Annotated in this window: 17 protein-coding genes and 1 pseudogene; 5 read left to right on the forward strand and 13 right to left on the reverse strand. The window is 61.7% G+C overall.

Going from position 1 to position 21,758, the window contains the following annotated elements; genetic code table 11:
- Positions 1-74: 74 nt before the first annotated feature.
- From ACM62G_RS02755 to mtnA, 12 genes and pseudogenes are all read right to left on the reverse strand, one after another.
- The gene (locus ACM62G_RS02755; protein WP_054063913.1) at positions 75-2,069 is read right to left on the reverse strand and encodes a polysaccharide biosynthesis protein; all 1,995 of its coding nucleotides are present in this window, start codon (positions 2,067-2,069) and stop codon (positions 75-77) included.
- 80 nt (positions 2,070-2,149) lie between these two features.
- Positions 2,150-3,169, reverse strand: a complete 1,020-nt coding sequence (locus ACM62G_RS02760) for an MraY family glycosyltransferase (protein ID WP_419736650.1) — start codon at positions 3,167-3,169, stop codon at positions 2,150-2,152.
- Between the two features lie 614 nt (positions 3,170-3,783).
- The gene (ihfB, locus tag ACM62G_RS02765; RefSeq protein ID WP_054056881.1) at positions 3,784-4,080 is read right to left on the reverse strand and encodes an integration host factor subunit beta; all 297 of its coding nucleotides are present in this window, start codon (positions 4,078-4,080) and stop codon (positions 3,784-3,786) included.
- Positions 4,081-4,213: 133 nt separating this feature from the next.
- Positions 4,214-4,495 carry a hypothetical protein gene (locus ACM62G_RS02770; protein ID WP_054056882.1) on the reverse strand — a complete coding sequence of 94 codons (282 nt, stop codon included), beginning with the start codon at positions 4,493-4,495 and terminating at the stop codon, positions 4,214-4,216.
- Between the two features lie 194 nt (positions 4,496-4,689).
- On the reverse strand, positions 4,690-6,375 hold the full coding sequence (rpsA, locus tag ACM62G_RS02775; RefSeq protein WP_010449734.1) for a 30S ribosomal protein S1: 1,686 nt from the start codon (positions 6,373-6,375) through the stop codon (positions 4,690-4,692).
- Between the two features lie 120 nt (positions 6,376-6,495).
- A complete protein-coding gene (gene cmk, locus ACM62G_RS02780) occupies positions 6,496-7,185 on the reverse strand; it encodes a (d)CMP kinase (protein WP_017906411.1) in 690 nt (229 codons plus the stop codon).
- 20 nt (positions 7,186-7,205) lie between these two features.
- A pseudogene (locus ACM62G_RS02785) lies at positions 7,206-8,123 on the reverse strand (prephenate dehydrogenase/arogenate dehydrogenase family protein); the annotation flags it as partial.
- Between the two features lie 10 nt (positions 8,124-8,133).
- Positions 8,134-9,246, reverse strand: coding sequence for a histidinol-phosphate transaminase (gene hisC, locus ACM62G_RS02790; RefSeq protein WP_419736651.1), 1,113 nt, complete (start codon positions 9,244-9,246; stop codon positions 8,134-8,136).
- An 11-nt stretch (positions 9,247-9,257) separates the two neighbouring features.
- Complete coding sequence (gene pheA / locus ACM62G_RS02795) at positions 9,258-10,352, reverse strand: prephenate dehydratase (protein WP_186677285.1); 1,095 nt, start codon at positions 10,350-10,352, stop codon at positions 9,258-9,260.
- Positions 10,352-11,437 carry a 3-phosphoserine/phosphohydroxythreonine transaminase gene (gene serC / locus ACM62G_RS02800; RefSeq protein WP_054056887.1) on the reverse strand — a complete coding sequence of 362 codons (1,086 nt, stop codon included), beginning with the start codon at positions 11,435-11,437 and terminating at the stop codon, positions 10,352-10,354. Before serC ends, pheA begins: the two co-directional genes overlap by 1 nt.
- Positions 11,438-11,639: 202 nt before the next feature.
- Positions 11,640-14,438 carry a DNA gyrase subunit A gene (gyrA, locus tag ACM62G_RS02805; RefSeq protein ID WP_054056885.1) on the reverse strand — a complete coding sequence of 933 codons (2,799 nt, stop codon included), beginning with the start codon at positions 14,436-14,438 and terminating at the stop codon, positions 11,640-11,642.
- 325 nt (positions 14,439-14,763) lie between these two features.
- On the reverse strand, positions 14,764-15,840 hold the full coding sequence (gene mtnA, locus ACM62G_RS02810) for an S-methyl-5-thioribose-1-phosphate isomerase (RefSeq protein ID WP_419736652.1): 1,077 nt from the start codon (positions 15,838-15,840) through the stop codon (positions 14,764-14,766).
- 114 nt (positions 15,841-15,954) lie between these two features.
- Here mtnA and ACM62G_RS02815 point away from each other — a divergent pair, with 114 nt between their 5' ends.
- The 5 genes from ACM62G_RS02815 to ACM62G_RS02835 all read left to right on the forward strand — a co-directional run bounded on the left by ACM62G_RS02815 (position 15,955) and on the right by ACM62G_RS02835 (position 20,879).
- Positions 15,955-17,286 (forward strand): TRZ/ATZ family hydrolase, encoded by a 1,332-nt coding sequence (locus tag ACM62G_RS02815; protein WP_273824136.1) that lies wholly within the window; start codon positions 15,955-15,957, stop codon positions 17,284-17,286.
- Between the two features lie 64 nt (positions 17,287-17,350).
- Complete coding sequence (gene ubiG / locus ACM62G_RS02820; RefSeq protein WP_054060540.1) at positions 17,351-18,049, forward strand: bifunctional 2-polyprenyl-6-hydroxyphenol methylase/3-demethylubiquinol 3-O-methyltransferase UbiG; 699 nt, start codon at positions 17,351-17,353, stop codon at positions 18,047-18,049.
- A 3-nt stretch (positions 18,050-18,052) separates the two neighbouring features.
- Positions 18,053-18,724: an N-acetylmuramic acid 6-phosphate phosphatase MupP gene (mupP, locus tag ACM62G_RS02825; RefSeq protein WP_054060541.1), complete on the forward strand. Its 672-nt coding sequence runs from the start codon at positions 18,053-18,055 to the stop codon at positions 18,722-18,724.
- A 124-nt stretch (positions 18,725-18,848) separates the two neighbouring features.
- A complete protein-coding gene (locus tag ACM62G_RS02830) occupies positions 18,849-19,589 on the forward strand; it encodes a YciK family oxidoreductase (RefSeq protein ID WP_054060542.1) in 741 nt (246 codons plus the stop codon).
- Positions 19,590-19,952: 363 nt separating this feature from the next.
- Positions 19,953-20,879, forward strand: coding sequence for a GGDEF domain-containing protein (locus ACM62G_RS02835; RefSeq protein WP_273824138.1), 927 nt, complete (start codon positions 19,953-19,955; stop codon positions 20,877-20,879).
- 57 nt (positions 20,880-20,936) lie between these two features.
- Here ACM62G_RS02835 and ACM62G_RS02840 read toward each other — a convergent pair whose 3' ends face one another.
- Positions 20,937-21,692 (reverse strand): TenA family transcriptional regulator, encoded by a 756-nt coding sequence (locus ACM62G_RS02840; RefSeq protein WP_416773450.1) that lies wholly within the window; start codon positions 21,690-21,692, stop codon positions 20,937-20,939.
- Positions 21,693-21,758: the final 66 nt, after the last annotated feature.

Genomic DNA, 21,758 nt, shown 5'->3' on the forward strand with positions numbered 1-21,758 from the left:
TTTCCGAAGCTGCCTTTCAAACCTAGGTGATGCCCGGAGCCTGTCAAAAGCCAGGCCGTTACCGGGTGTGTAGCTCAGGGCTCCATGCGGCGCTGCTGGTAGATCCAGTCGACGATCTCGCCATCCGGCGCATAACCACTGACCGTTTCCCGCAGCAATTGCCGGACCCGTGCGTAATCATCGTTTTCCACGGCCGCGAGCAGTTCGGCCAGGCGCAACTTGAGCACATCCCAGGGCAGCATGTCTTCATGGGCAGTCATGATCATCGGATGGGGGGTCGCCGCCACGTTGTCGCCAATCAGCAACTCTTCGTAAAGCTTTTCTCCCGGACGCAGACCGGAGAACTCGATGGCGATATCGCCATGGGGGTTCTTGTCGGAGCGGATGCTCAAGCCGGAAAGATGAATCATCTTCTCGGCCAACTCGACGATTCGGACCGGCTCGCCCATGTCGAGTACGAAGACGTCGCCGCCCTGCCCCATGGAGCCGGCCTGGATCACCAGTTGCGCGGCCTCGGGGATGGTCATGAAGTAGCGGGTGATCTTCGGATGCGTCACCGTCAGCGGGCCACCCGCCTTGATCTGCTTGTGGAACAGCGGGATCACCGAGCCCGACGACCCCAGCACGTTGCCGAAGCGGACCATGGTGAAACGGGTCTTGTTGACCCGCGATACGTTGCCCGAGTCACCGAAGAGCACTGGCGCCTGTTCGCGACTGAGAGCCTGCAAGGTCAGCTCGGCCAGTCGCTTGGTGCTGCCCATGACGTTGGTCGGGCGCACCGCCTTGTCGGTGGAAATCAGCACGAAGTTGGCCACCCCCGCCTGCAATGCCGCCTGGGCGGTGTTGAGCGTGCCAATCACGTTGTTCAGTACGCCTTCGGCGATGTTGTGCTCGACCATTGGTACATGCTTGTAGGCTGCGGCGTGATAGACCGTTTCGACATGCCAGGTCTTCATCACCGACAGCAGCTTGTCCTGGTTGCGCACCGAACCGAGGATCGGCAGCAGGCGCACGGACAGCGACTCACGATCCACCCGGCGCTCGAGCTCGGACAGAATGCTGTAGAGATTGAACTCGCTGTGCTCGAACAGCAGCAGCGTCGTCGGGCGCAGGGCCAGGATCTGCCGGCAGAGTTCCGAGCCGATGGAACCGCCAGCCCCTGTCACCAGCACCGAACGCCCCCTGATGCAATGTTCGAGCAGCTCGGCCTGGGCAGGCACGGCATCACGCCCGAGCAGGTCGGCGATGTCGACTTCCTGGATGTCATCGACCTTGACCCGCCCGCTGGCCAGGTCCATGAAGCCGGGCACGCTGCGCACGTGCAACGGAAAGCCCTCGAGAAGAGCGAGAATCTCCCGACGCCTGGCACGCGAAGAAGAAGGAATCGCCAGGAGGATTTCCTGAGCCCCGGTGGCGTCGATCATCTGCTGGATATGCTTGGGCTTGTAGACCTTCAAACCCGAGATACTGCGGTCGGCAATACTGTTGTCATCATCGATGAAAGCGACAGGCTGCATGGCCCGCCCCATCCGCAAGGCCGCAACCAGCTGGTTGCCGGCGGCCCCGGCGCCATACACCGCCACCTTCGTCAAACCGTTGTCACGGTTGGCAAACGGCATGTGCTGGGTGGTACCGAACCAGTCGCCAAGGAAATACTGGCGCATGGCCAAACGCAGGCCACCGATCATGATCAGGCTCAGCCACCAGTAGTTGAACATGATGGAACGGGGAACCAGCGTCTGGTGATTGCTGTAGAGGTAGACCACAACCCCGAGGATCAACGCGGACAGGCTCACGGCCTTGACGATGGCGATCAGCGCATCATTGCCGAAATAGCGCATCACGGCACGATACAGGCCGAACTTTATGAACAATGGAATGGACACAACGGGAGCGGAGAGAAACAACCAGCGGTGTTGAGCGAGCGGGTTGATCACATCGTCCAGCCCCAGCCTGACGACGAACGACATCCACAGGGCCAGCCAGACCAGGAAGATGTCGGCAATCACCTGAAGAATGCGCTTTTGCCGACGCGGGAGACCCAGCAAAAAGGCTCGAATCTTATCCATAATCCCTCTAAAGCCTATATCCGAAAAAGCAGCACATACCGCCATCAATACATTGAGCCACAACCTGGGAAAACCTTGGCTCAGCCCGCTTTCTCCAGCTCACCGGCATGAAACCTGAACGCCAGAAAGACCAGTGGCACATAGGCGATCAGCAACCCGGTGATACCGTCGAGTATCGACAGCCCGACGCACAAGGCGATCGGCAGCAACCAGCAAACGTTGATGGCTGCCACTGCCAGTGTCACCGGCAAATGGCTGCCCAACTGCCGTGACGCATACTGATAGGCATGGCTGCGATGAGCCTGGTAGACCTTGTCCCCACGCAAGAGGCGTCGCACCAGGGTGAACGTGGCATCGACCACGAAGACCCCCAACAGAATCAGCCAGACCCAGAGCAGTTGGGGTTTAACCCAGGCGGCATGAAGGGAAAGCCCTCCAAGCACCAGCCCCAGAAAACCACTGCCAGCATCACCCATGAATATACGGGCAGGTGGAAAGTTCCAGTATAGAAAACCACACACAGCCAGGGCCAACAGCAATGACGGCCAGACCAGGGCTGTCTCGCCACAGAGCATATGGACCAGACAGGCTCCCAGACAGGCTGTCACCGCCTCGACGCTGGCAATTCCGTCAATGCCATCCATGAAGTTGTAGAGATTGAGCATCCAGACCAGATAGAACGCCGCCAGAATCGAGCCTGCCACTCCCAGGCTGACCTGGACGCCAAAAATCTCCAGCGGTGGCAGGCCACCCAGCCAGAAAAGCAGCCATGCCGCACTGGAAAAGTGCGCCAGCAATCGCCAACGCGCAGCGATATGCCCATGATCGTCGAGAAAACCGACTACAGCGACGGCGCCGCCGCCCCCCAGAAATCCCCAGACCGTCGGCCAGGGCAGAATACCCATCAGCGCCAGAATCGGCAAAACCGCCAGGAAGCTGATGACAATCGCCACGCCACCACCGCGGGGAGTCGCAACGGAATGGGAACTGCGCTCGTTGGGAACATCCATCAGGCTGCGTGCCAATGCATAACGGCGAAGCGCTCCTGTCAAAAACAGCGACGCCGTCAAAACGATCAGACAGCACAAGAAAATCATCATCAGACTCAAGATCCCGGACACACTCAAAATAAGATATTCAGGAAAGCTCGCCGCCCACTCGACCCGACAAGTTCCAAACAAACGCAGGAAACATGAAATTACGCCCAGAAGGCGATCTGCCCTGACGCAAAGTCAATGGCATCGAGGTAACCGAGTGCAGTTCACCCGGCAGAGAAGCTTGCTTCATCAGCCAATCGCAGCCTCAGAAGCGGTGCATGCAAGGCCTGAACTCGGAGCAAGGGCGCATTCTACGCAACAACTCGATGCTTGCCATCATGAACAGGAAAAGCGGAAGACAAAAAGACAGGGACGAAACGCGAGGGGTATGGGCATTCCGGCCCGTCGCACTCCCCAAAACAGGATGCCAACCAGCCCAGGAAAAACAGCCCGTTCAGTATCGGGAGGAAAAACCAGCAATATACAACTCAATGGAGCAAGTCAGTATGGCGAAACTTCCTACCTCTATCAGAGCGCTAGCTCAGAGAGGCCTGAGTTCCAATTCTGATCGGAGAATATTGCCAACTACACCTTCAGGCGATCCAGGAACACACCGCTACCAAGCAGTCGTGATACGTACCGCCACAATCAACAGGCCATTGAACCTGGCAAGCTGATCAGTGATCGCTCTCCTCTTCTTCGTTCACCCGATCACGCAACTCCTTGCCCGGCTTGAAATGCGGCACGAACTTGCCGTCCAGGCTGACCGATTGACCGGTCTTCGGGTTACGCCCTACCCTTGGTGCGCGATAATGCAGGGAAAAGCTACCGAACCCACGAATTTCGATCCGATCTCCGGTCGCCAGGCACTGGGACATCTGCTCAAGCATGGTCTTGATGGCCAGCTCGACATCCTTGGACGAGAGCAGGCCCTGATGGGTGACAATTCGTTCGATCAACTCCGACTTCGTCATATTTTTCCCTTCTTTTTCAAGCAGCTAGGAAAAGCATTTCGAAGGTTGTAGCACGGCTGGATGGTTTTGAACAGCCCACCCATTGACTTATCTGCATACAAGATGCGTCGAGGTCCGAGAGGGCCCGTAGCGGTTAATTACAGATGACCAGCATGGTGCGGGTGACGGAGCCCGCAGGGTTCCAGCCGAACAGATAGTCGCCCTCCTCATCCTTTGCATCACTGGATTTGGTCACGACCTTGTAGCCCTGAGCCTTGCACTCGCGAGCAGCGCGCTTGTAGCACTTGTCCCAGCCGGAGCCGAGCCCCGAGCAATCGATCTCGATACCACTCACCCCATGCCTGACGTGAGTCTTGGTATTGGTGGTGCACCCGGCGAGCAACGCCAGGGCGATTACCGCTATGAGCTTGCTCATTTACATCCTTATCCAGGCAACGCCCTGAGAAAAGCCACTGACAACGAAACAACGACTGCCTCAGACACCAACATCTTTACACTTATAAATATGACAGTCGCAAGACCGATTTTGTTTCGCGCCGGATACAGGCAAATCCCAGGCACAAAAAAGGGCGACCGAAGTCGCCCTTTTTTTCAACAGTCAGACAGAACTCAGTTCTGTTTGGCCATTGCCTGACGCAGCAGAGCAGCCATGGTGGTGTCAGCTGCTTCACCTTCCGGAGCGGCTTTCAGGCTCTGGATGGCTTCTTTCTCGTCTTCAACGTCTTTCGACTTGATCGAGAGCTGGATTACGCGGCTCTTACGATCAACGCTGATGATCTTGGCTTCTACTTCTTCGCCTTCTTTCAGGACGTTGCGCGCGTCTTCAACGCGGTCACGGCTGATTTCGGAGGCTTTCAGAGTTGCTTCGATATCGTCGGCCAGAACGATGATGGCGCCTTTGGCGTCAACTTCTTTCACGGTGCCTTTGACAACAGCGCCCTTGTCGTTGACCGAGACGTACTCGGAGAACGGATCGCTTTCCAGCTGCTTGATGCCCAGGGAGATGCGCTCACGCTCTGGGTCAACCGACAGGATGACGGTGTCCAGCTCGTCGCCCTTCTTGAAGCGACGTACGGCTTCTTCGCCGACTTCGTTCCAGGAGATGTCCGACAGGTGAACCAGACCGTCGATACCGCCGTCCAGACCGATGAAGATACCGAAATCGGTGATCGACTTGATGGTACCGGAGATCTTGTCGCCCTTGTTGAACTGGCCAGAGAAGTCTTCCCATGGGTTCGACTTGCACTGCTTGATGCCCAGGGAGATACGACGACGCTCTTCGTCGATGTCCAGAACCATGACTTCCACTTCGTCGCCGACTTGTACGACTTTCGAAGGATGGATGTTCTTGTTGGTCCAGTCCATTTCCGAAACGTGCACCAGACCTTCAACGCCTTCTTCCAGCTCAGCGAAGCAGCCGTAGTCGGTCAGGTTGGTGACACGCGCGGTCACGCGGGTGCTTTCTGGGTAACGAGCCTTGATGGCAACCCATGGGTCTTCGCCCAGTTGCTTCAGGCCCAGGGAAACACGATTGCGCTCGCGATCGTACTTCAGAACCTTGACATCGATCTCGTCGCCAACGTTGACGATTTCCGATGGATGCTTGATGCGCTTCCAGGCCATGTCGGTGATGTGCAGCAGGCCATCGACGCCGCCCAGATCAACGAATGCACCGTAATCGGTGAGGTTCTTGACGATACCCTTGACCTGCTGGCCTTCCTGCAGGGATTCCAGCAGAGCTTCACGCTCGGCGGAGTTCTCGGCTTCCAGGACGCTGCGGCGGGAAACGACAACGTTGTTGCGTTTCTGGTCGAGCTTGATGACCTTGAACTCGAGCTCTTTGCCTTCCAGGTGCGTGGTGTCGCGCACTGGACGGACGTCAACCAGGGAACCTGGCAGGAACGCACGGATGCCGTTAACGTCGACAGTGAAGCCGCCCTTAACCTTACCGTTGATAACGCCCTTGACCACTTCCTCGGCTGCGAAGGCTGCTTCCAGAACGATCCAGCATTCAGCGCGCTTGGCTTTTTCACGGGACAGCTTGGTTTCACCAAAGCCATCTTCAACCGAATCCAGCGCCACGTGAACTTCGTCACCGACGTTGATGTTCAGTTCGCCAGCATCGGTGTAGAACTGTTCCAGCGGGATCAGAGCTTCAGACTTCAGACCAGCGTGGACAGTTACCCAACGAGCTTGGTAATCGATATCAACGATAACACCGGTGATGATCGAACCAGCCTGAAGATTCAGGGTCTTCAAGCTCTCTTCAAAGAGTTCCGCAAAGCTTTCGCTCATTTTAATTCCTGTTGATGAGGGCGAAGAATACGCCCATCTGCCACACCCCAGACGATGTGGGTTACGTTCATATGAAAGAGGCCATGCAGGACTATGACTGGTCCCCTGCACCCCTCTTGGTCACCCGGCGATATCGCGAATGGCGATCTCGCTCATGATGCGTTCCAGCACCTGCTCGATGGACAACTCCGTGGAGTCCAGCTGTATCGCGTCGGCCGCCGGCTTGAGCGGGGCCACCGCGCGCTGGGTGTCACGCTCATCGCGTGCACGTATCTCATCCAGCAGACTCGACAGACTAACATCATCGCCCTTGGCCTTCAACTGCAAGTAACGGCGACGGGCACGTTCCTCGGAGCTGGCGGTCAGGAAGATCTTCAATGGCGCATCGGGAAACACCACGGTGCCCATGTCGCGGCCGTCGGCCACCAGGCCGGGTGCCTCGCGAAATGCCCGCTGGCGTTGCAGCAGCGCATCGCGTACCGCCGGCAGGGAAGCGACCTGGGAAGCGCCGGCACCGATCGACTCGTTGCGGATGTCCTGGGTGACGTCATCCCCTTCCAGGATGATGCGCTCCGGCTGACCGTCGGTCGCACCGATGAACTGCACATCGAGATGCGCGGCCAGCAACTTGAGGGATTCCTCGTTGGTCAGGTCGACGCCATGATTACGCGCCGCGAAGGCCAGCAACCGGTAGAGCGCGCCGGAGTCCAGCAGACACCAGCCCAGACGCTTGGCCAGCAAACCGGCGATGGTGCCCTTGCCCGAGCCGCTAGGTCCGTCGATGGCGATGACTGGAGCTTGAATATTCACGACTGAGCCTCTTTCTGATCATCGTTGACGTTCATTGTGTCCTTGCGGGCCCGTCGGGCCAAGATCCTGCCGAAATGTTCGCGCGCCGCCCGGGCCCGCTTGAACACATCCAGCAGTTGATGCCCGTCACCTGCATCGACGGCATCGCGCAGGACGTCCAGGTCGCCGCGGAAGGTATCCAGTGCACGCAGAACCGCATCGCGGTTGGCCAGGAAGATGTCGTGCCACATGACCGGGTCGCTGCCGGCGATCCGCGTGAAGTCACGGAAGCCGCCTGCGGCGTAACGGAAGATCTCCAGGTTCTCGTTGCGCTTGGCCAGGGAGTCGACCAGACCGAAGGCCAGCAGGTGCGGCAGATGACTGGTCGCCGCCAGCACTTCATCGTGCCGCTGGACATCCATGTGCTCCACATCCGCCCCCAGCGCACGCCACAGCGCATCGACCGTCGCCAGCGCCTGCGCGTCGGTCTCGGCCAGCGGCGTCAGGATCACCTTGTGCCGCCGGAACAGCCTGGCATTGGAGGCCTCGACCCCGCTCTGCTCGGAGCCGGCAATCGGGTGACCCGGCACGAACCGCGTCGGCATGGCGCCAAACGCCTCGCCAGCGGCACGCACCACGTTACCCTTGGCACTGCCCACATCGGTAAGAATAGCCTGACCCAGGTCCATGCCCGCCAACAGGCCGAGCATCTTCTCCATGGCCAGGATCGGCACTGCCAGCTGGATCACATCGGCACCGCGGCAAGCGGCCGCCAGGTCTTCCTCGCAGCGATCGACCACCCCCAGTTCCACCGCCAGGCGGCGCGACTGCGGATTCAGATCGACCCCCACCACTTCCCGGCACAGGCCGCTTTCACGCAGCCCCTTGGCAAAGGAACCACCAATCAGCCCGAGACCGACCACCACCAGGCGGCCGATCATAGGGCTCACAGATTGCATCGGCATGACATCAACCACGGGCCAGAACCTTGCCCAGAGCCTCGAGCAAACGGCTGTTTTCACTGGCCAGGCCAATACTGACGCGCAGATGCCGCGGCAACCCGTAACCCCCGATCGGGCGCACGATCACGCCTTCGCGCAACAGATCCTGGTAGACCGGCCCGGCATCGCGACCAACGTCGACCGCGATGAAGTTGGCCCGCGAAGGAATCCACTCCAGGCCCAACTCACGGAAACCGGCTTCCAGCTGCCGCATGCCCGCCTCGTTCAACTCGCGACTGCGAGCGACGTACTGGACATCGTCCAGGGCCGCACGCGCGGCAACCAGGGCCAGGCTGTTGACGTTGAATGGCTGGCGCACGCGATTGAGAATATCCGCCACCGCCGGCGACGACAGCCCGTAGCCGACCCGCAGCGCCGCCAGGCCATAGGCCTTGGAGAAGGTACGGGACACCAGCAGGTTCGGATGGCGCGCCAGGTAGTTCAGGCCATTGGGCAGATCATCACCCGCGGCGTACTCGATATAGGCCTCGTCCAGCACCACCAGCACACGCTCGGGAACCGCGGCCAGGAAAGCTTCCAGCGCCTGCGGCCCGAACCAGGTCCCGGTCGGGTTGTTCGGGTTGGCGATGAACACCACCCGTGTGTTCTCATCGATCGCCGCCAGCATCGCCGGCAGGTCGTGGCCGAAATCCCTGGCCGGCGCCACACGGGCATCGGCAGACACAGCCTGGGTCACGATCGGGTAGATCGCAAAGGCATGCTCACTGAACACCGCGTTCAACCCCGGGGCCAGGTAGGCCCGGGCGACCAGTTCGAGAATATCGTTGGAACCGTTGCCCAGGGTCACCTGACTGGCCTGCACACCGCACAGCTCGGACAGGCGCTGCTTCAACTCGAAGCCATTGCCATCCGGGTAGCGGGTCAGTTCGGCCAACGCGTCGGCAATCGCCGCCAGCGCCTTGGGACTGGCGCCCAGCGGGTTTTCGTTACTGGCCAGCTTGATGATCTTCGCCGGATCGATATCCAGCTCGCGCACCAATTCATCCACGGGCTTGCCCGGAACGTAAGGCGAAAGTTTTTGCACGCCCGGCTGCGCCAGGGCGAGGAAGTCGCCACTCATGTTCAACGTCCTTACAGAACCGCTTTCGGGTAGGAGCCCAGCACCTTCAGCGCCACCGCTTCCTGACTGATCTTCTCCAGCACACCCTTGACCAGCGGGTCGCGGTGATGGCCGACGAAGTCGATGAAGAAGACATAGGTCCACTTGCCGCTGCGCGAAGGGCGGGTTTCGATTCGCGTCAGGTCGATGCCATTGTCGTGGAACGGCACCAGCAGCTCGTGCAGCGCACCCGGCTTGTTGCTCATGGAGACGATGATCGAGGTCTTGTCGTCGCCGGTCGGTGGTACCTCCTGGTTGCCGATCATCAGGAACCGCGTGGAGTTGTCCGGACGGTCCTCGATCTTCTCGGCCAGGCGGGTCAGACCATACAGGCCAGCCGCCATGTCCCCGGCGATCGCCGCCGAGTTCCACTCGCCCTTGACCCGCTTGGCCGCCTCGGCGTTGCTCGACACCGCCACGCGCTCGACATTCGGGTAATGGGCGTCCAGCCACTTGCGGCACTGGGCCAGGGACTGGGCGTGGGAGTAGATGCGACTGATACTGTCGGTCTTGGTGTTCTCACCCACCAGCAGGTGATGGTGAATGCGCAGCTCGACTTCGCCGCAGATCACCATGTCGTGCTCGAGGAAGCTGTCGAGGGTGTGGTTGACTGCGCCCTCGGTGGAGTTCTCCACCGGCACCACGCCGAAATTCACCGCACCGGCGGCAACCTCGCGGAACACCTCGTCGATCGCCGCCATCGGCTTGCTGATCACCGCATGGCCGAAGTGCTTCATCGCCGCCGCCTGGGTGAAGGTTCCCTCGGGGCCCAGATAGGCCACTTTCAGCGGCTGCTCCAGGGCCAGGCAGGAGGACATGATTTCGCGGAACAACCGCGCCATTTCCTCGTTGCCCAGCGGCCCCTGGTTGCGGTCCATGACGCGCTTGAGCACCTGGGCCTCACGCTCGGGACGATAGAAAACCGGCACTTCGCCCTCGGCCAGCGAGCCCATCTTCACCCGTGCGACTTCCTGGGCGCAGCGGGCACGCTCGCTGATCAGTTCGAGAATTTTCTCATCGAGACTGTCGATACGCAGGCGCAGCGCCTTGAGTTCCTGTTCAGCCATCAGCCGTGTTCCTTCTCGAACTCTGCCATGTACGCCACCAGCGCGTTGACCGCATCGATGCCCACGGCGTTATAGATGGAGGCACGCATGCCGCCCACGGAACGGTGCCCCTTGAGGTTCAGCAGGCCGCGAGCGTCGGCACCGGCGAGGAACGGCTTGTCCAGGCGATCGTCGGCCAGACGGAACGGCACGTTCATCCACGAGCGGTTGCTCTTGTTGACCGGGTTGCTGTACAGGCCGCTGGCGTCGATGAAGTCATACAGCGTGCGCTGCTTGAGATCGTTGAGCCTGCCGATGGCCTCGACACCGCCCTGCTCCTTGAGCCACTGGAACACCAGGCCCGAGAGGTACCAGGCCAGGGTCGGCGGGGTGTTGTACATCGAGCCGTTGTCGGCCGCGACCTTGTAGTCGAGCATGGTCGGGCAGATCGAACGGGCACGACCCAGCAGGTCTTCACGCACGATATTGACGACGATACCGCTCGGGCCGATGTTCTTCTGCGCACCGGCGTAGATCATGCCGAAACGGGAAACGTCCACCGCACGCGAGAGAATGTTCGAAGACATGTCGGTGACCAGCGGCACGTCGCCGGTTTCCGGAATCCAGTCGAACTCCAGGCCGCCGATGGTCTCGTTCGAGACGTAGTGAACATAGGCAGCGTCTTTCGACAGCTTCCACTCGTTCTGGCCAGGAATGGCGAAGTAATCGTAGGACTTGGCGCTGGCGGCGACATTGACGTTACCGAAACGCGAAGCCTCCTCGATGGCCTTCTTCGACCAGATACCGGTCTCGATGTAGTCGGCCTTGCCGGTTTCCGGCAGCAGGTTCAACGCAACCTGGGCAAACTGCTGGCTGGCGCCGCCCTGCAGGAACAGCACCTTGTAGTTCGAGGGGATATCCAGCAGATCGCGCAGATCCTGCTCGGCCCGCTCGGCGATGGAGACGAACTCATCGCTGCGATGGCTCATTTCCATGACCGACAGCCCCTTGCCTTGCCAGTCCAGCAACTCCGACTGGGCACGCAACAGGACAGCTTCAGGCAGCGCAGCAGGACCTGCGCAGAAGTTATAGGCTCGTTTGCTCACATCCACTCTCGCTATGCTTGAAGATATACATGCCGCCAGGCCTGCCCGGCACCCTGCAGGAACGACTCGCCGGCTTCAGCGAATCTCGATACTCCTGACACGACAAAGCGGTCCGACAACGACCGCTCCGCGTTCGATCACGACCCACCGTCCAACGATGGGTTGCCCTACAGTAGCTACAACGTCAGGCGCAGGCGTTTAATTAATCCTGCCGTTCAACTTCATCGGCCGCCTCGTCCGAAGACGAATCGCCGACCACGCCGTCGATTGGCATTTCGCCATCAACCTCGACGTCCGCCGCAACCTCCAGCTCCTCGCCCTCGACTTCCGACGGCTCCTGGACCCGTTCCAGGCCGACCAGCGTTTCGTCATTGGCCAGCTTGATCAGGGTCACGCCCTGGGTGTTACGACCCAGGCTGGAAACTTCGTCGACACGGGTACGAACCAGGGTGCCCTGGTCGGAAATCAGCATGATCTCCTCACCTTCCTGCACCTGGATCGCACCGATCAACTGGCCATTGCGGTCCTTGGTGACCATGGCGATCACGCCCTGGCCGCCACGACCACGACGCGGGAACTTGCTCAGCGGCGTACGCTTGCCGAAACCACGCTCGGAAGCGGTCAGGATCTGCGCACCCGACTCCGGAATCAGCATGGAGATCAGCTTCTGCCCCTTGCCGATCCGCATGCCGCGGATACCACGGGCACCACGCCCCATCTCGCGGACGCCGCTTTCGGCGAAGCGAATCACCTTGCCAGCATCAGAGAACAGCATGACTTCCTTGGCACCGTCGGTGATCGCGGCGGCGATCAGGGTATCGCCCTCCTTCAGCTTCAGGGCGATCAGGCCGCTGGTACGCGGACGGCTGAACTGGGCCAGCGGGGTTTTCTTGACCGTACCGAACGCGGTGGCCATGAAGATATAGGCACCGGTCGGCTCGGCCACCAGCTCGGCGGTATCACCGTCGACTTCTTCGGCGGCATCGGCAACGTCATCGGCCTCGATCACTTCGCCCTCGATCACCGAATCATCGGCATCGTCCAGTTCGTCATCGGCACCGGCGCTTTGCTGCAGAGCCTCCAGGTCGATCTGCAGCATGGTGGTGATGTACTCACCCTCATCCAGCGGCAACAGGTTGACCAGCGGGCGACCGCGGGCGGCGCGGGACGCCTCGGGAATCTCGTAGGTCTTGAGCCAGTAGACCTTGCCCTTGCTGGAGAACAGCAGGAGCGTGGCATGGCTGTTGGCAACCAGCAGGTGGGAGATGTAGTCCTCATCCTTGACGCCGGTCGCCGACTTGCCCTTGCCGCCACGACGCTGGGCCTGATAGGCCGACAGCGGCTGGGTCTTGGCGTAGCCGCTGTGGGAGATGGTCACCACGCGCTCTTCTTCAGGAATCATGTCGCCGAGAGTCAGGTCGAGGCGGGCATCGAGAATCTCGGTGCGACGCGCGTCGCCGTACTCGGCACGGATCACCTCCAGCTCTTCGCGGATCACTTCCATCAGGCGCACGGCGCTGTTGAGGATGCGGATCAGCTCGCCGATCTGGTTGAGGATCTCCTGGTACTCGGCCAGCAGCTTCTCGTGCTCCAGGCCGGTCAGGCGGTGCAGGCGCAGCTCCAGGATAGCCTGGGCCTGCTCCGGCGACAGGTAGTACTTGCCGTCACGCAGGCCGTATTGCGGATCGAGGTTCTCCGGACGGCAGGAATCGGCGCCAGCGCGCTCGACCATGGTCATCACCGCGCTGGACTCCCAGGGCGTGCTGACCAGCGCTTCCTTGGCTTCCGACGGCGTCGGCGAAGCCTTGATCAGGGCGATCACGGGGTCGATGTTCGACAGCGCCACGGCCTGACCTTCGAGGATATGGCCACGCTCACGCGCCTTGCGCAGTTCGAACACGGTACGCCGGGTCACCACTTCGCGACGATGGCGAACGAAGGCTTCCAGCAGGTCCTTGAGGTTGAGGATCCGCGGACGGCCGTCGACCAGCGCCACGATGTTGATACCGAACACGCTCTGCAACTGGGTCTGGGCGTAGAGGTTGTTGAGCACCACCTCCGGCACTTCGCCCCGGCGCAGCTCGATCACCACGCGCATACCTTCCTTGTCGGATTCGTCGCGCAGCTCGGTGATGCCTTCGAGTTTCTTTTCCTTGACCAGCTCGGCGATCTTCTCGATCAGACGGGCCTTGTTCAACTGGTAAGGCAGCTCGGTGATGACGATCTGCTGGCGACCGCCGACCTTGTCGATATCCTCGACGGTCGAGCGGGCACGCATGTAGATGCGCCCGCGACCGGTGCGATAGGCCTCGATGATGCCGGCACGGCCGTTGATGATGCCCGCGGTCGGGAAATCCGGACCGGGGATGTACTGCATCAGTTCGTCGACGGTGACATCGGGGTTGTCGATCAGCGCCAGGCAACCGTCGATCACTTCGCCGAGGTTGTGCGGCGGGATGTTGGTCGCCATGCCCACGGCGATACCGCTGGAACCGTTGACCAGCAGGTTGGGGATACGGGTCGGCATGACCGCCGGGATCTGCTCGGTGCCGTCATAGTTGGGCACCCAGTCCACGGTTTCCTTGTGCAGGTCGGCCAGCAGCTCGTGCGCCAGCTTGGTCATGCGCACTTCGGTGTATCGCATGGCCGCGGCGTTGTCGCCGTCGACGGAACCGAAGTTGCCCTGGCCGTCGACCAGCAGGTAGCGCAGGGAGAATGGCTGCGCCATCCGAACGATGGTGTCGTATACAGCGGTATCACCGTGCGGGTGATACTTACCGATCACGTCACCGACCACACGGGCAGATTTCTTGTACGGCTTGTTCCAGTCGTTACCCAGCTCGCTCATCGCGAACAGCACACGCCGGTGCACGGGCTTCAAGCCATCACGCGCATCGGGCAGTGCCCGTCCGACGATCACGCTCATCGCGTAGTCGAGGTAGGACTGTTTCAGCTCGTCTTCGATATTGACCGGGAGGATTTCTTTGGCCAGTTCGCCCATGAGAAGCCTGATTCCTTTTTCTGGTGAAACTTCGTCACATCCATATGGGACGAACGAAGCTTGTCGCTGCCGACCTGATGCCTGGCAGCGACTTACGACAAATCAACGAGTTATGCCATGGATCTGCGCAGTAAGGGCAGCCGGTTCGGGCAACCCTGGAAACCGCCGGATGTTATCACAATCGCCGCCACGCACCTATCCCCGGATACACAAGGAACCAGACAGGCGACCAACGAAACCCTCCGAGAGCGCATCCGGAGGGGCTTAGAAGCAAAATGCGGGCATTTATCGCCGGGAAAAGCCAGTTGGCCGGAAAAAAACCGGATCAGTGCAGACGCTTGCGGCACATCAGTTGTGCGATCTTGGCGGTGTCCGGCCGCTCGACGATACCCTTCTCGGTCACAATGACATCGATCAGATCCGCCGGGGTCACGTCGAAGACCGGACTGAAGGTCTCCATGGAGACATCGAGGCGCTTCCCGTCCGCCCCCAGCAACTCATCGCCGCCCTGCTCCTGCGGGGCGATTTCCTCGCCACTGGCCAACGCCAGGTCGATGGTCGAACTCGCGGCCACCACCATGAAGCGCACGCCGTGATGCATGGCGCAGACGGCCAATTGGTAAGTACCGATCCTGCTTGCCACATCACCATTGGCGGCAATGCGGTCGGCACTGATGACGACCCAGGTCACACCCCTGGTTTTCATGACCTGGGCGGCGGCGGCATCGGCGCTCACGGTCACCGGGATGCCTTCGCTGGCCAGCGCCCAGGCGGTCAGGCGCGAACCCTGCTGCCAGGGCCGGGTTTCATCGACATAGACCCGCTCGACCATGCCCTCGACGAAGGCGCCGCGAATCACCCCCAGCGCCGTGCCGAAACCACCGGTAGCCAGGGCCCCGGTATTGCAATGGGTAAGAATCGCCTGGGCATTGCCCTGATGCTTGCGAATCAGCTCGACGCCCAACTGCGCCATGGTCAGGTTGGCTTCGCGATCGCTGTCGTGGATGGCGACCGCCTCGGCCTCCAGCGCCGCCAGCGGATCGACGCCCTCGCGAAGCCGGCCCAGCCGCTCGCGCATGCGCCCCAGCGCCCAGGACAAACTGTCCGCAGCCGGACGTGAAGCGGCCAGCACGGCGAAATCCTCCTCCAGCGCCGCAGTCCAGTCGCCCCCTTCGGCAAGCCGTGCCCGCGCCGCCAGCACCACGCCATAGGCCGCACAGATGCCGATGGCCGGGGCGCCGCGCACGGCCATCAGCCGAATCGCCTCGGCGACCGCCACGGCGCTGCCGCAATCCAGCCAGTTCTGCTCGAACGGCAGAATGCGCTGGTCGAGCAGGCGCAAGGTCCCCTGGCACCAATCGATGGCCTTGACCTTTTCCGCTGCCAACAACCGATCGCGCATGACTCACTCCGCAGTGATGAAACAAAAGCCGTCGATTATAGCGATCACCCCGCCTGGACGCTCGGGTATACTTCGCTGTCTCAATATATGCATGAAGCCTGGAAGCCGCCCCCGATGCCAAACATCGCCGCCCCGCTCGACCTGCTGTTGTTGCCCACCTGGCTGGTACCTGTCGAACCGGCTGGCGTGGTCCTCAAGGAGCACGGCCTGGGCATCCGTGACGGGCGTATCGCGTTTATCGGCCCGCGGGCCGAGGCCTTGAAGCTGGCGACCGGAGAGGTCCGCGAACTGCCGGGGACACTGCTCGCTCCGGGCCTGATCAATGCCCACGGGCATGCCGCCATGACCCTGTTCCGCGGCCTCGCCGATGACCTGCCGCTGATGACCTGGCTGGAGCAGCATATCTGGCCGGCCGAAGGCAAATGGGTCAGCGAGGACTTCGTCCGCGACGGCACCGACCTGGCTATCGCCGAACAGATCAAGGGCGGGATCAGCTGTTTTTCGGATATGTACTTCTACCCGAAAGTTGCCAGCGAGTGCGTGCATGACAGCGGCATCCGTGCACAGATCGCCATGCCGATCCTCGATTTCCCGATCCCCGGGGCCGCCAGCACCGACGAAGCCCTGCGCCAGGCCATCGAGCTGTTCGGCGACCTCAAGCACCACCCCCGAATCAAGATAGCCTTCGGCCCACATGCACCTTATACCGTGGGTGACGAAAACCTGGAAAAAATCCGCGTGATCGCCGAAGAACTCGACGCGGCAATCCACATGCACGTGCATGAAACCGCCTTCGAGGTCCAGCAGGCGCTCGAGCAGCACGGTGAGCGCCCCCTCGCCCGGCTGGCCCGGCTCGGCCTGCTGGGACCGCGCCTGCAAGCCGTGCACATGACCCAAATCAGCGATGAAGACCTGGCTTTGCTGGTAGAAAGCAACACCAGCGTGATCCACTGTCCGGAATCGAACCTGAAACTGGCCAGCGGCTTCTGCCCGGTCGAACGCCTGTGGCAGGCCGGTGTCAACGTGGCCATAGGTACCGATGGCGCGGCGAGCAACAATGATCTCGACCTGCTCGGGGAAACCCGCACCGCCGCCCTGCTGGCCAAGGCCGTCGCCGGTTCGGCCAGCGCCCTGGATGCCCATCGCGCCTTGCGCATGGCCACCCTCAACGGCGCACGGGCCCTGGGCCTGGACAACGAAATCGGTAGCCTGGAGGTCGGCAAGGCCGCGGACCTCGTCGCCTTCGACCTCGGCGGACTGGCCCGGCAACCGATTTACGAGCCGGTGTCCACGCTGATCTACGCCGGCGGACGCGACTGCGTGCAACACCTGTGGGTCGGCGGCAGGCAACTGCTCGACGACCGGCGCCTGACCCGCCTGGATGAACAGCGACTGATCGCCGCGGCCCGGGACTGGGGCCAGCGCATCGGCGGACACGCCTGCTGAATTATCGTCCCGGGCGCCAACAGCCCGGGATCACCCTGATTTTCAAGCTTTGGAGAAGAACCCCATGAGCAACGTCGACCACGCCGAAATCGCCAAGTTCGAAGCCCTGGCCCACCGTTGGTGGGACCGCGAGAGCGAATTCAAGCCGCTGCACGACATCAACCCGCTGCGGGTCAACTGGATCGACGAGCGGGTCAGGCTGGCCGGCAAGAAGGTCCTCGACGTCGGCTGCGGCGGCGGTATCCTCAGCGAAGCCATGGCCCAGCGCGGTGCCACCGTCATGGGCATCGACATGGGCGAAGCGCCACTGGCCGTGGCCCAGTTGCACCAGCTGGAATCCGGTGTCGATGTCGAATACCGGCAGATCACCGCCGAAGCCCTGGCCGAGGAAATGCCCGAGCAGTTCGACGTGGTCACCTGCCTGGAGATGCTCGAGCACGTGCCCGACCCGTCGTCGGTGATCCGCGCCTGCTTCCGCATGGTCAAACCCGGCGGCCAGGTGTTCTTCTCCACCATCAACCGCAACCCCAAGGCCTACCTGTTCGCCATCGTCGGTGCGGAATACATCATGGGCCTGCTGCCGCGCGGCACCCACGACTTCAAGAAGTTCATCCGCCCATCCGAGCTGGGGGCCTGGAGCCGCCAGGCCGGCCTGGCGGTCAAGGACATCATCGGCCTGACCTACAACCCACTGACCAAGCACTACAAGCTGGCCGCGGACGTGGGCGTGAACTACATGATCCAGACCCTGCGCGAGGAGTGACCGATGCGCTTGAGAGCGGTTCTCTTCGACATGGATGGCACCCTGCTCGATACCGCGCCGGACTTCATCGCCATCTGCCAGGCCATGCTGGCTGATCGCGGGCTGCCGCCGATTGCCGACAAGCTGATCCGCGATGAGATCTCCGGCGGCGCCCGGGCGATGGTGGCGGTGACCTTCATGATGGACCCCGAGTCACCGGGCTTCGAGGAACTGCGCCAGGAATTCCTCGAGCGCTACCTCAAGGCCTGCGCGGTGCACAGCAGGCTGTTCGACGGCATGGGCGAACTGCTGGAGGATATCGAGAAGGCCAGGCTGGTCTGGGGTGTGGTCACCAACAAGCCGGTGCGCTTCGCCGAGCCGATCATGCAGCAGCTCGGCCTGGCCGAGCGCTCGGCGCTGCTGATCTGCCCGGATCACGTCACCCGGAGCAAGCCGGACCCCGAGCCGCTGATCCTCGCCTGCAAGATGCTCGACCTCGACCCGGCCAGTGTCCTGTTCGTCGGCGACGACCTGCGCGATATCGAATCGGGTCGGGATGCCGGGACCCGCACCGCCGCCGTGCGCTACGGTTACATCCATCCGGACGACAACCCCGATCACTGGGGCGCCGATGTGGTCGTCGACCATCCGCTGGAACTGCGCCGTGTGCTGGACAACGCCCTGTGCAGTTGCTGACCCTGCAGGAGCCGGCTTGCTGACGATCCAGACGCCGCGGTCGAACAGCCGCACCGCGTCAAGCGATCGCCAGCAAGCCGGCGCCTACCGGTAGCGCCCCTCCCCAATTTGTTGAGGTTTAGCCATGTTTGATTATTCCGCCCGCCCCGAACTGCTCAAGGACCGGGTGATCCTGGTCACCGGCGCCGGCCGCGGCATCGGTGCGGCCGCTGCCAAGAGCTACGCCGCCCACGGCGCCACGGTACTGCTGCTGGGCAAGACCGAAGCCAACCTGACTCAGGTCTACGACGAAATCGAGGCCGCCGGCCACCCGCAACCGGTGGTGATTCCCTTCAACCTGGAAACCGCCCTGCCACACCAGTACGACGAACTGGCGGCGATGATCGAGAACGAGTTCGGCCATCTCGACGGCCTGCTGCACAACGCTTCGATCATCGGCCCACGCACCCCGCTGGAACAGCTCTCGGGCGACAACTTCATGCGCGTCATGCAGGTCAACGTCAATGCGATGTTCATGCTCACCAGCACCCTGCTGCCACTGCTCAAGCTGTCCCGGGATGCCTCGGTGATCTTCACGTCCAGCAGTGTCGGTCGCAAGGGCCGCGCCTACTGGGGCGCCTATGGCGTCTCCAAGTTCGCCACCGAGGGCCTGATGCAGACCCTCGCCGACGAGCTGGACAACGTCGCGCCAGTGCGCGCCAACAGCATCAATCCGGGCGCCACCCGTACCAGCATGCGCGCCCAGGCCTACCCCGGCGAAAACCCGCTGAACAATCCGACCCCGGAAGAGATCATGCCGGTCTATCTCTACCTGATGGGCCCGGACAGTACCGGCATCAACGGCCAGGCCTTCAACGCCCAGTAGGCTCCCGCCCTGCGCACCGTGCCGGAATACCGGCACGGCACCTAATAAATCTCAAAAAGCCACTACGGCAAGTCAAGGAACTGCCGCCCCGCCTTGTCTTATTCCGCTCCCAAAAAACAAGTCACTGAATTTAAACGACTTATATTCAAGTGAACGGATTGGCACGACTTTCGCTCTAACTTCCTTCAGACACGCCAGGTGAACGCCATGGGGCATTCCATCGGCCAGGCCCGCAAAGCCCGGCCCGAGCGACTAGACTGATGCCAAAGGTCCTACGGGACTGATGGACCAGTACGCTGCGCAGCCCCAAGCCGCATTCGCCAGCCTGTAAGACTGCATGCTGAGCCCAGGGGGCCCGCTACCATGAAGACACCGATCCAGACCAACGCCATTGATTTCGATAGCGCCAAGCTGCAGCGCCTGGGTTTCGGCCAAGCCCCCTCCCTGTTCCACCGTCCGACCACACTGACGCAATTGCGCCAGCAATTGATGCTGCAATTGCAGACCAGCCTGGAGCCGGAGCGCATCCTCGGCCTGTTTTTCCGCGAGATCCAGCGCCTGGTGCCGCTGCAGTCACTGATCTACACGCACCAGCCGAGCGATTTGCGCCTGGAATTCGGGCAGCGCGGCCACCACACGGTGAGCTACAGCCTCAGCCATGAAGGCGAACACATGGGCGAACTGCTGTTTCGGCGCAACCAGCGCTTCACCGAACAGGAGCTGGGCAACCTCGAATCGCTGCTGTCCTGCCTGCTCTACCCGATGCGCAACGCTCTGCTCTACCGCGCCGCGACCCAGAGCGCCCTGCGCGACCCGCTGACCGAAACCGGCAACCGCATCGCCATGGACCAGACCCTGCAGCGGGAAATCGACCTGGCGCGCCGCCATAGCCAGCCGCTGTCGCTGCTGATGCTGGATATCGATCATTTCAAGCGCATCAACGACAGCCACGGTCACGCGGCCGGCGACCAGGTACTCAAGGCCGTCGCCGCCTCGATCAAGGAGCAATTGCGCAACATCGACATGATCTTCCGCTACGGTGGAGAAGAATTTCTCGTCGTCCTCTCCAACACCGGCCGGGAGGCAGCGGCGCTGGTGGGCGAGCGCCTACGACAGACCGCACAGTCCCGGGATTACGCCGCCAACGAGCAGACCATCGCACTGACGGTGAGCCTGGGTTGTGCCACCCTGCTGCCCGGGGAGTCGCTGCAGAGCCTGCTGCGCCGCGCCGACAGCGCCCTGTATGTCGCCAAGCGCGAAGGTCGCAACCGACTGGCAATGGCGGGCTAGCCCTCTGGCGTCGCTTGCGGGGCCAGCCTGCGGAACGGCCCGCCGTCCTTCATCGACTCAACTGCCGACGAGTTCTGCCACGCGCTCACGGGCGACCGGGGTCTTTTCCAGTTGCATGCACCGCTCCAGGAACAGGTACATGTAGTCGTAGCTCTTGCAGATGGCCTGACGCAGCTCGGTCTGCAACGCCTGGCTCGGATGGGTACCCGCCAGGGTGCAGACGATCTCCAGCGCTTCCCAGGGGTGGGCATCGTCATACTGGGCGTGCATCTTCAACCACTTCATCGCGCGCTTGCGCTCTTCCTCGGGGAACGCCGCCGCATAGACGCCGGTCGAGCAGACCAGTGCCGACCACTCGCCGGTGGCCCCCTCGATGGCATAGTTGGTGGCGGCAATGGCCACCACCAGCGAATCCGCCGAACTGGTATGCCAGCACCAGTGGCTCAGGGCATGCAGCTCCGGGGGCACCTGCTGCGCCTGCAGGTCTTCCAGTGTCACGCCATGGGCCCGGCTCCAGTGCACCCAGTAGTCGGCATGGTTCAGCTCCACACGAATGTTGCGCATCAGCCAACGGCGCGCCATGTCTTCGCCAGGATGACGGGCAAAGCGGGTCTTGGTGAGGTTCTGGGCCATGTACAACGCAAACTGCTCGACCACCGGCCAGCCACCGATCAGGTACTGGCGCATGGTTTTCGCGCTCAGCTTGTTGTCGCGCATCCGCTGGTAAAGTTCGTGTTCGACAACACGGCGCTTGCTCTCGCTACAGTCCCGAATGAGCTGTTGTGCCCAGGCCGGATAGCTGGTGGCTTCCATAAGCGGGCCGGTTCTGCTGAATGCGTCGATCACTGTTGAGCTCCTTTCCTTTTGAGTGGTGATTAG

Source organism: Pseudomonas sp. COR18, from assembly GCF_048568395.1.
Classification (GTDB): Bacteria; Pseudomonadota; Gammaproteobacteria; order Pseudomonadales; family Pseudomonadaceae; genus Aquipseudomonas; species Aquipseudomonas fuscovaginae_B.

What these genes read in the sequence shown, in the direction of transcription:
- ACM62G_RS02755 (WP_054063913.1), bottom strand. Translation starts at nt 2,069, where the DNA reads ATGGATAAGATTCGAGCCTTTTTGCTGGGTCTCCCGCGTCGGCAAAAG.
- ACM62G_RS02760 (WP_419736650.1), bottom strand. Translation starts at nt 3,169, where the DNA reads ATGATGATTTTCTTGTGCTGTCTGATCGTTTTGACGGCGTCGCTGTTT.
- ihfB (WP_054056881.1), bottom strand. Translation starts at nt 4,080, where the DNA reads ATGACGAAGTCGGAGTTGATCGAACGAATTGTCACCCATCAGGGCCTG.
- ACM62G_RS02770 (WP_054056882.1), bottom strand. Translation starts at nt 4,495, where the DNA reads ATGAGCAAGCTCATAGCGGTAATCGCCCTGGCGTTGCTCGCCGGGTGC.
- rpsA (WP_010449734.1), bottom strand. Translation starts at nt 6,375, where the DNA reads ATGAGCGAAAGCTTTGCGGAACTCTTTGAAGAGAGCTTGAAGACCCTG.
- hisC (WP_419736651.1), bottom strand. Translation starts at nt 9,246, where the DNA reads ATGAGTGGCGACTTCCTCGCCCTGGCGCAGCCGGGCGTGCAAAAACTT.
- pheA (WP_186677285.1), bottom strand. Translation starts at nt 10,352, where the DNA reads ATGGCTGAACAGGAACTCAAGGCGCTGCGCCTGCGTATCGACAGTCTC.
- gyrA (WP_054056885.1), bottom strand. Translation starts at nt 14,438, where the DNA reads ATGGGCGAACTGGCCAAAGAAATCCTCCCGGTCAATATCGAAGACGAG.
- mtnA (WP_419736652.1), bottom strand. Translation starts at nt 15,840, where the DNA reads ATGCGCGATCGGTTGTTGGCAGCGGAAAAGGTCAAGGCCATCGATTGG.
- ACM62G_RS02815 (WP_273824136.1), top strand. Translation starts at nt 15,955, where the DNA reads ATGCCAAACATCGCCGCCCCGCTCGACCTGCTGTTGTTGCCCACCTGG.
- ubiG (WP_054060540.1), top strand. Translation starts at nt 17,351, where the DNA reads ATGAGCAACGTCGACCACGCCGAAATCGCCAAGTTCGAAGCCCTGGCC.
- mupP (WP_054060541.1), top strand. Translation starts at nt 18,053, where the DNA reads ATGCGCTTGAGAGCGGTTCTCTTCGACATGGATGGCACCCTGCTCGAT.
- ACM62G_RS02830 (WP_054060542.1), top strand. Translation starts at nt 18,849, where the DNA reads ATGTTTGATTATTCCGCCCGCCCCGAACTGCTCAAGGACCGGGTGATC.
- ACM62G_RS02835 (WP_273824138.1), top strand. Translation starts at nt 19,953, where the DNA reads ATGAAGACACCGATCCAGACCAACGCCATTGATTTCGATAGCGCCAAG.
- ACM62G_RS02840 (WP_416773450.1), bottom strand. Translation starts at nt 21,692, where the DNA reads ATGGAAGCCACCAGCTATCCGGCCTGGGCACAACAGCTCATTCGGGAC.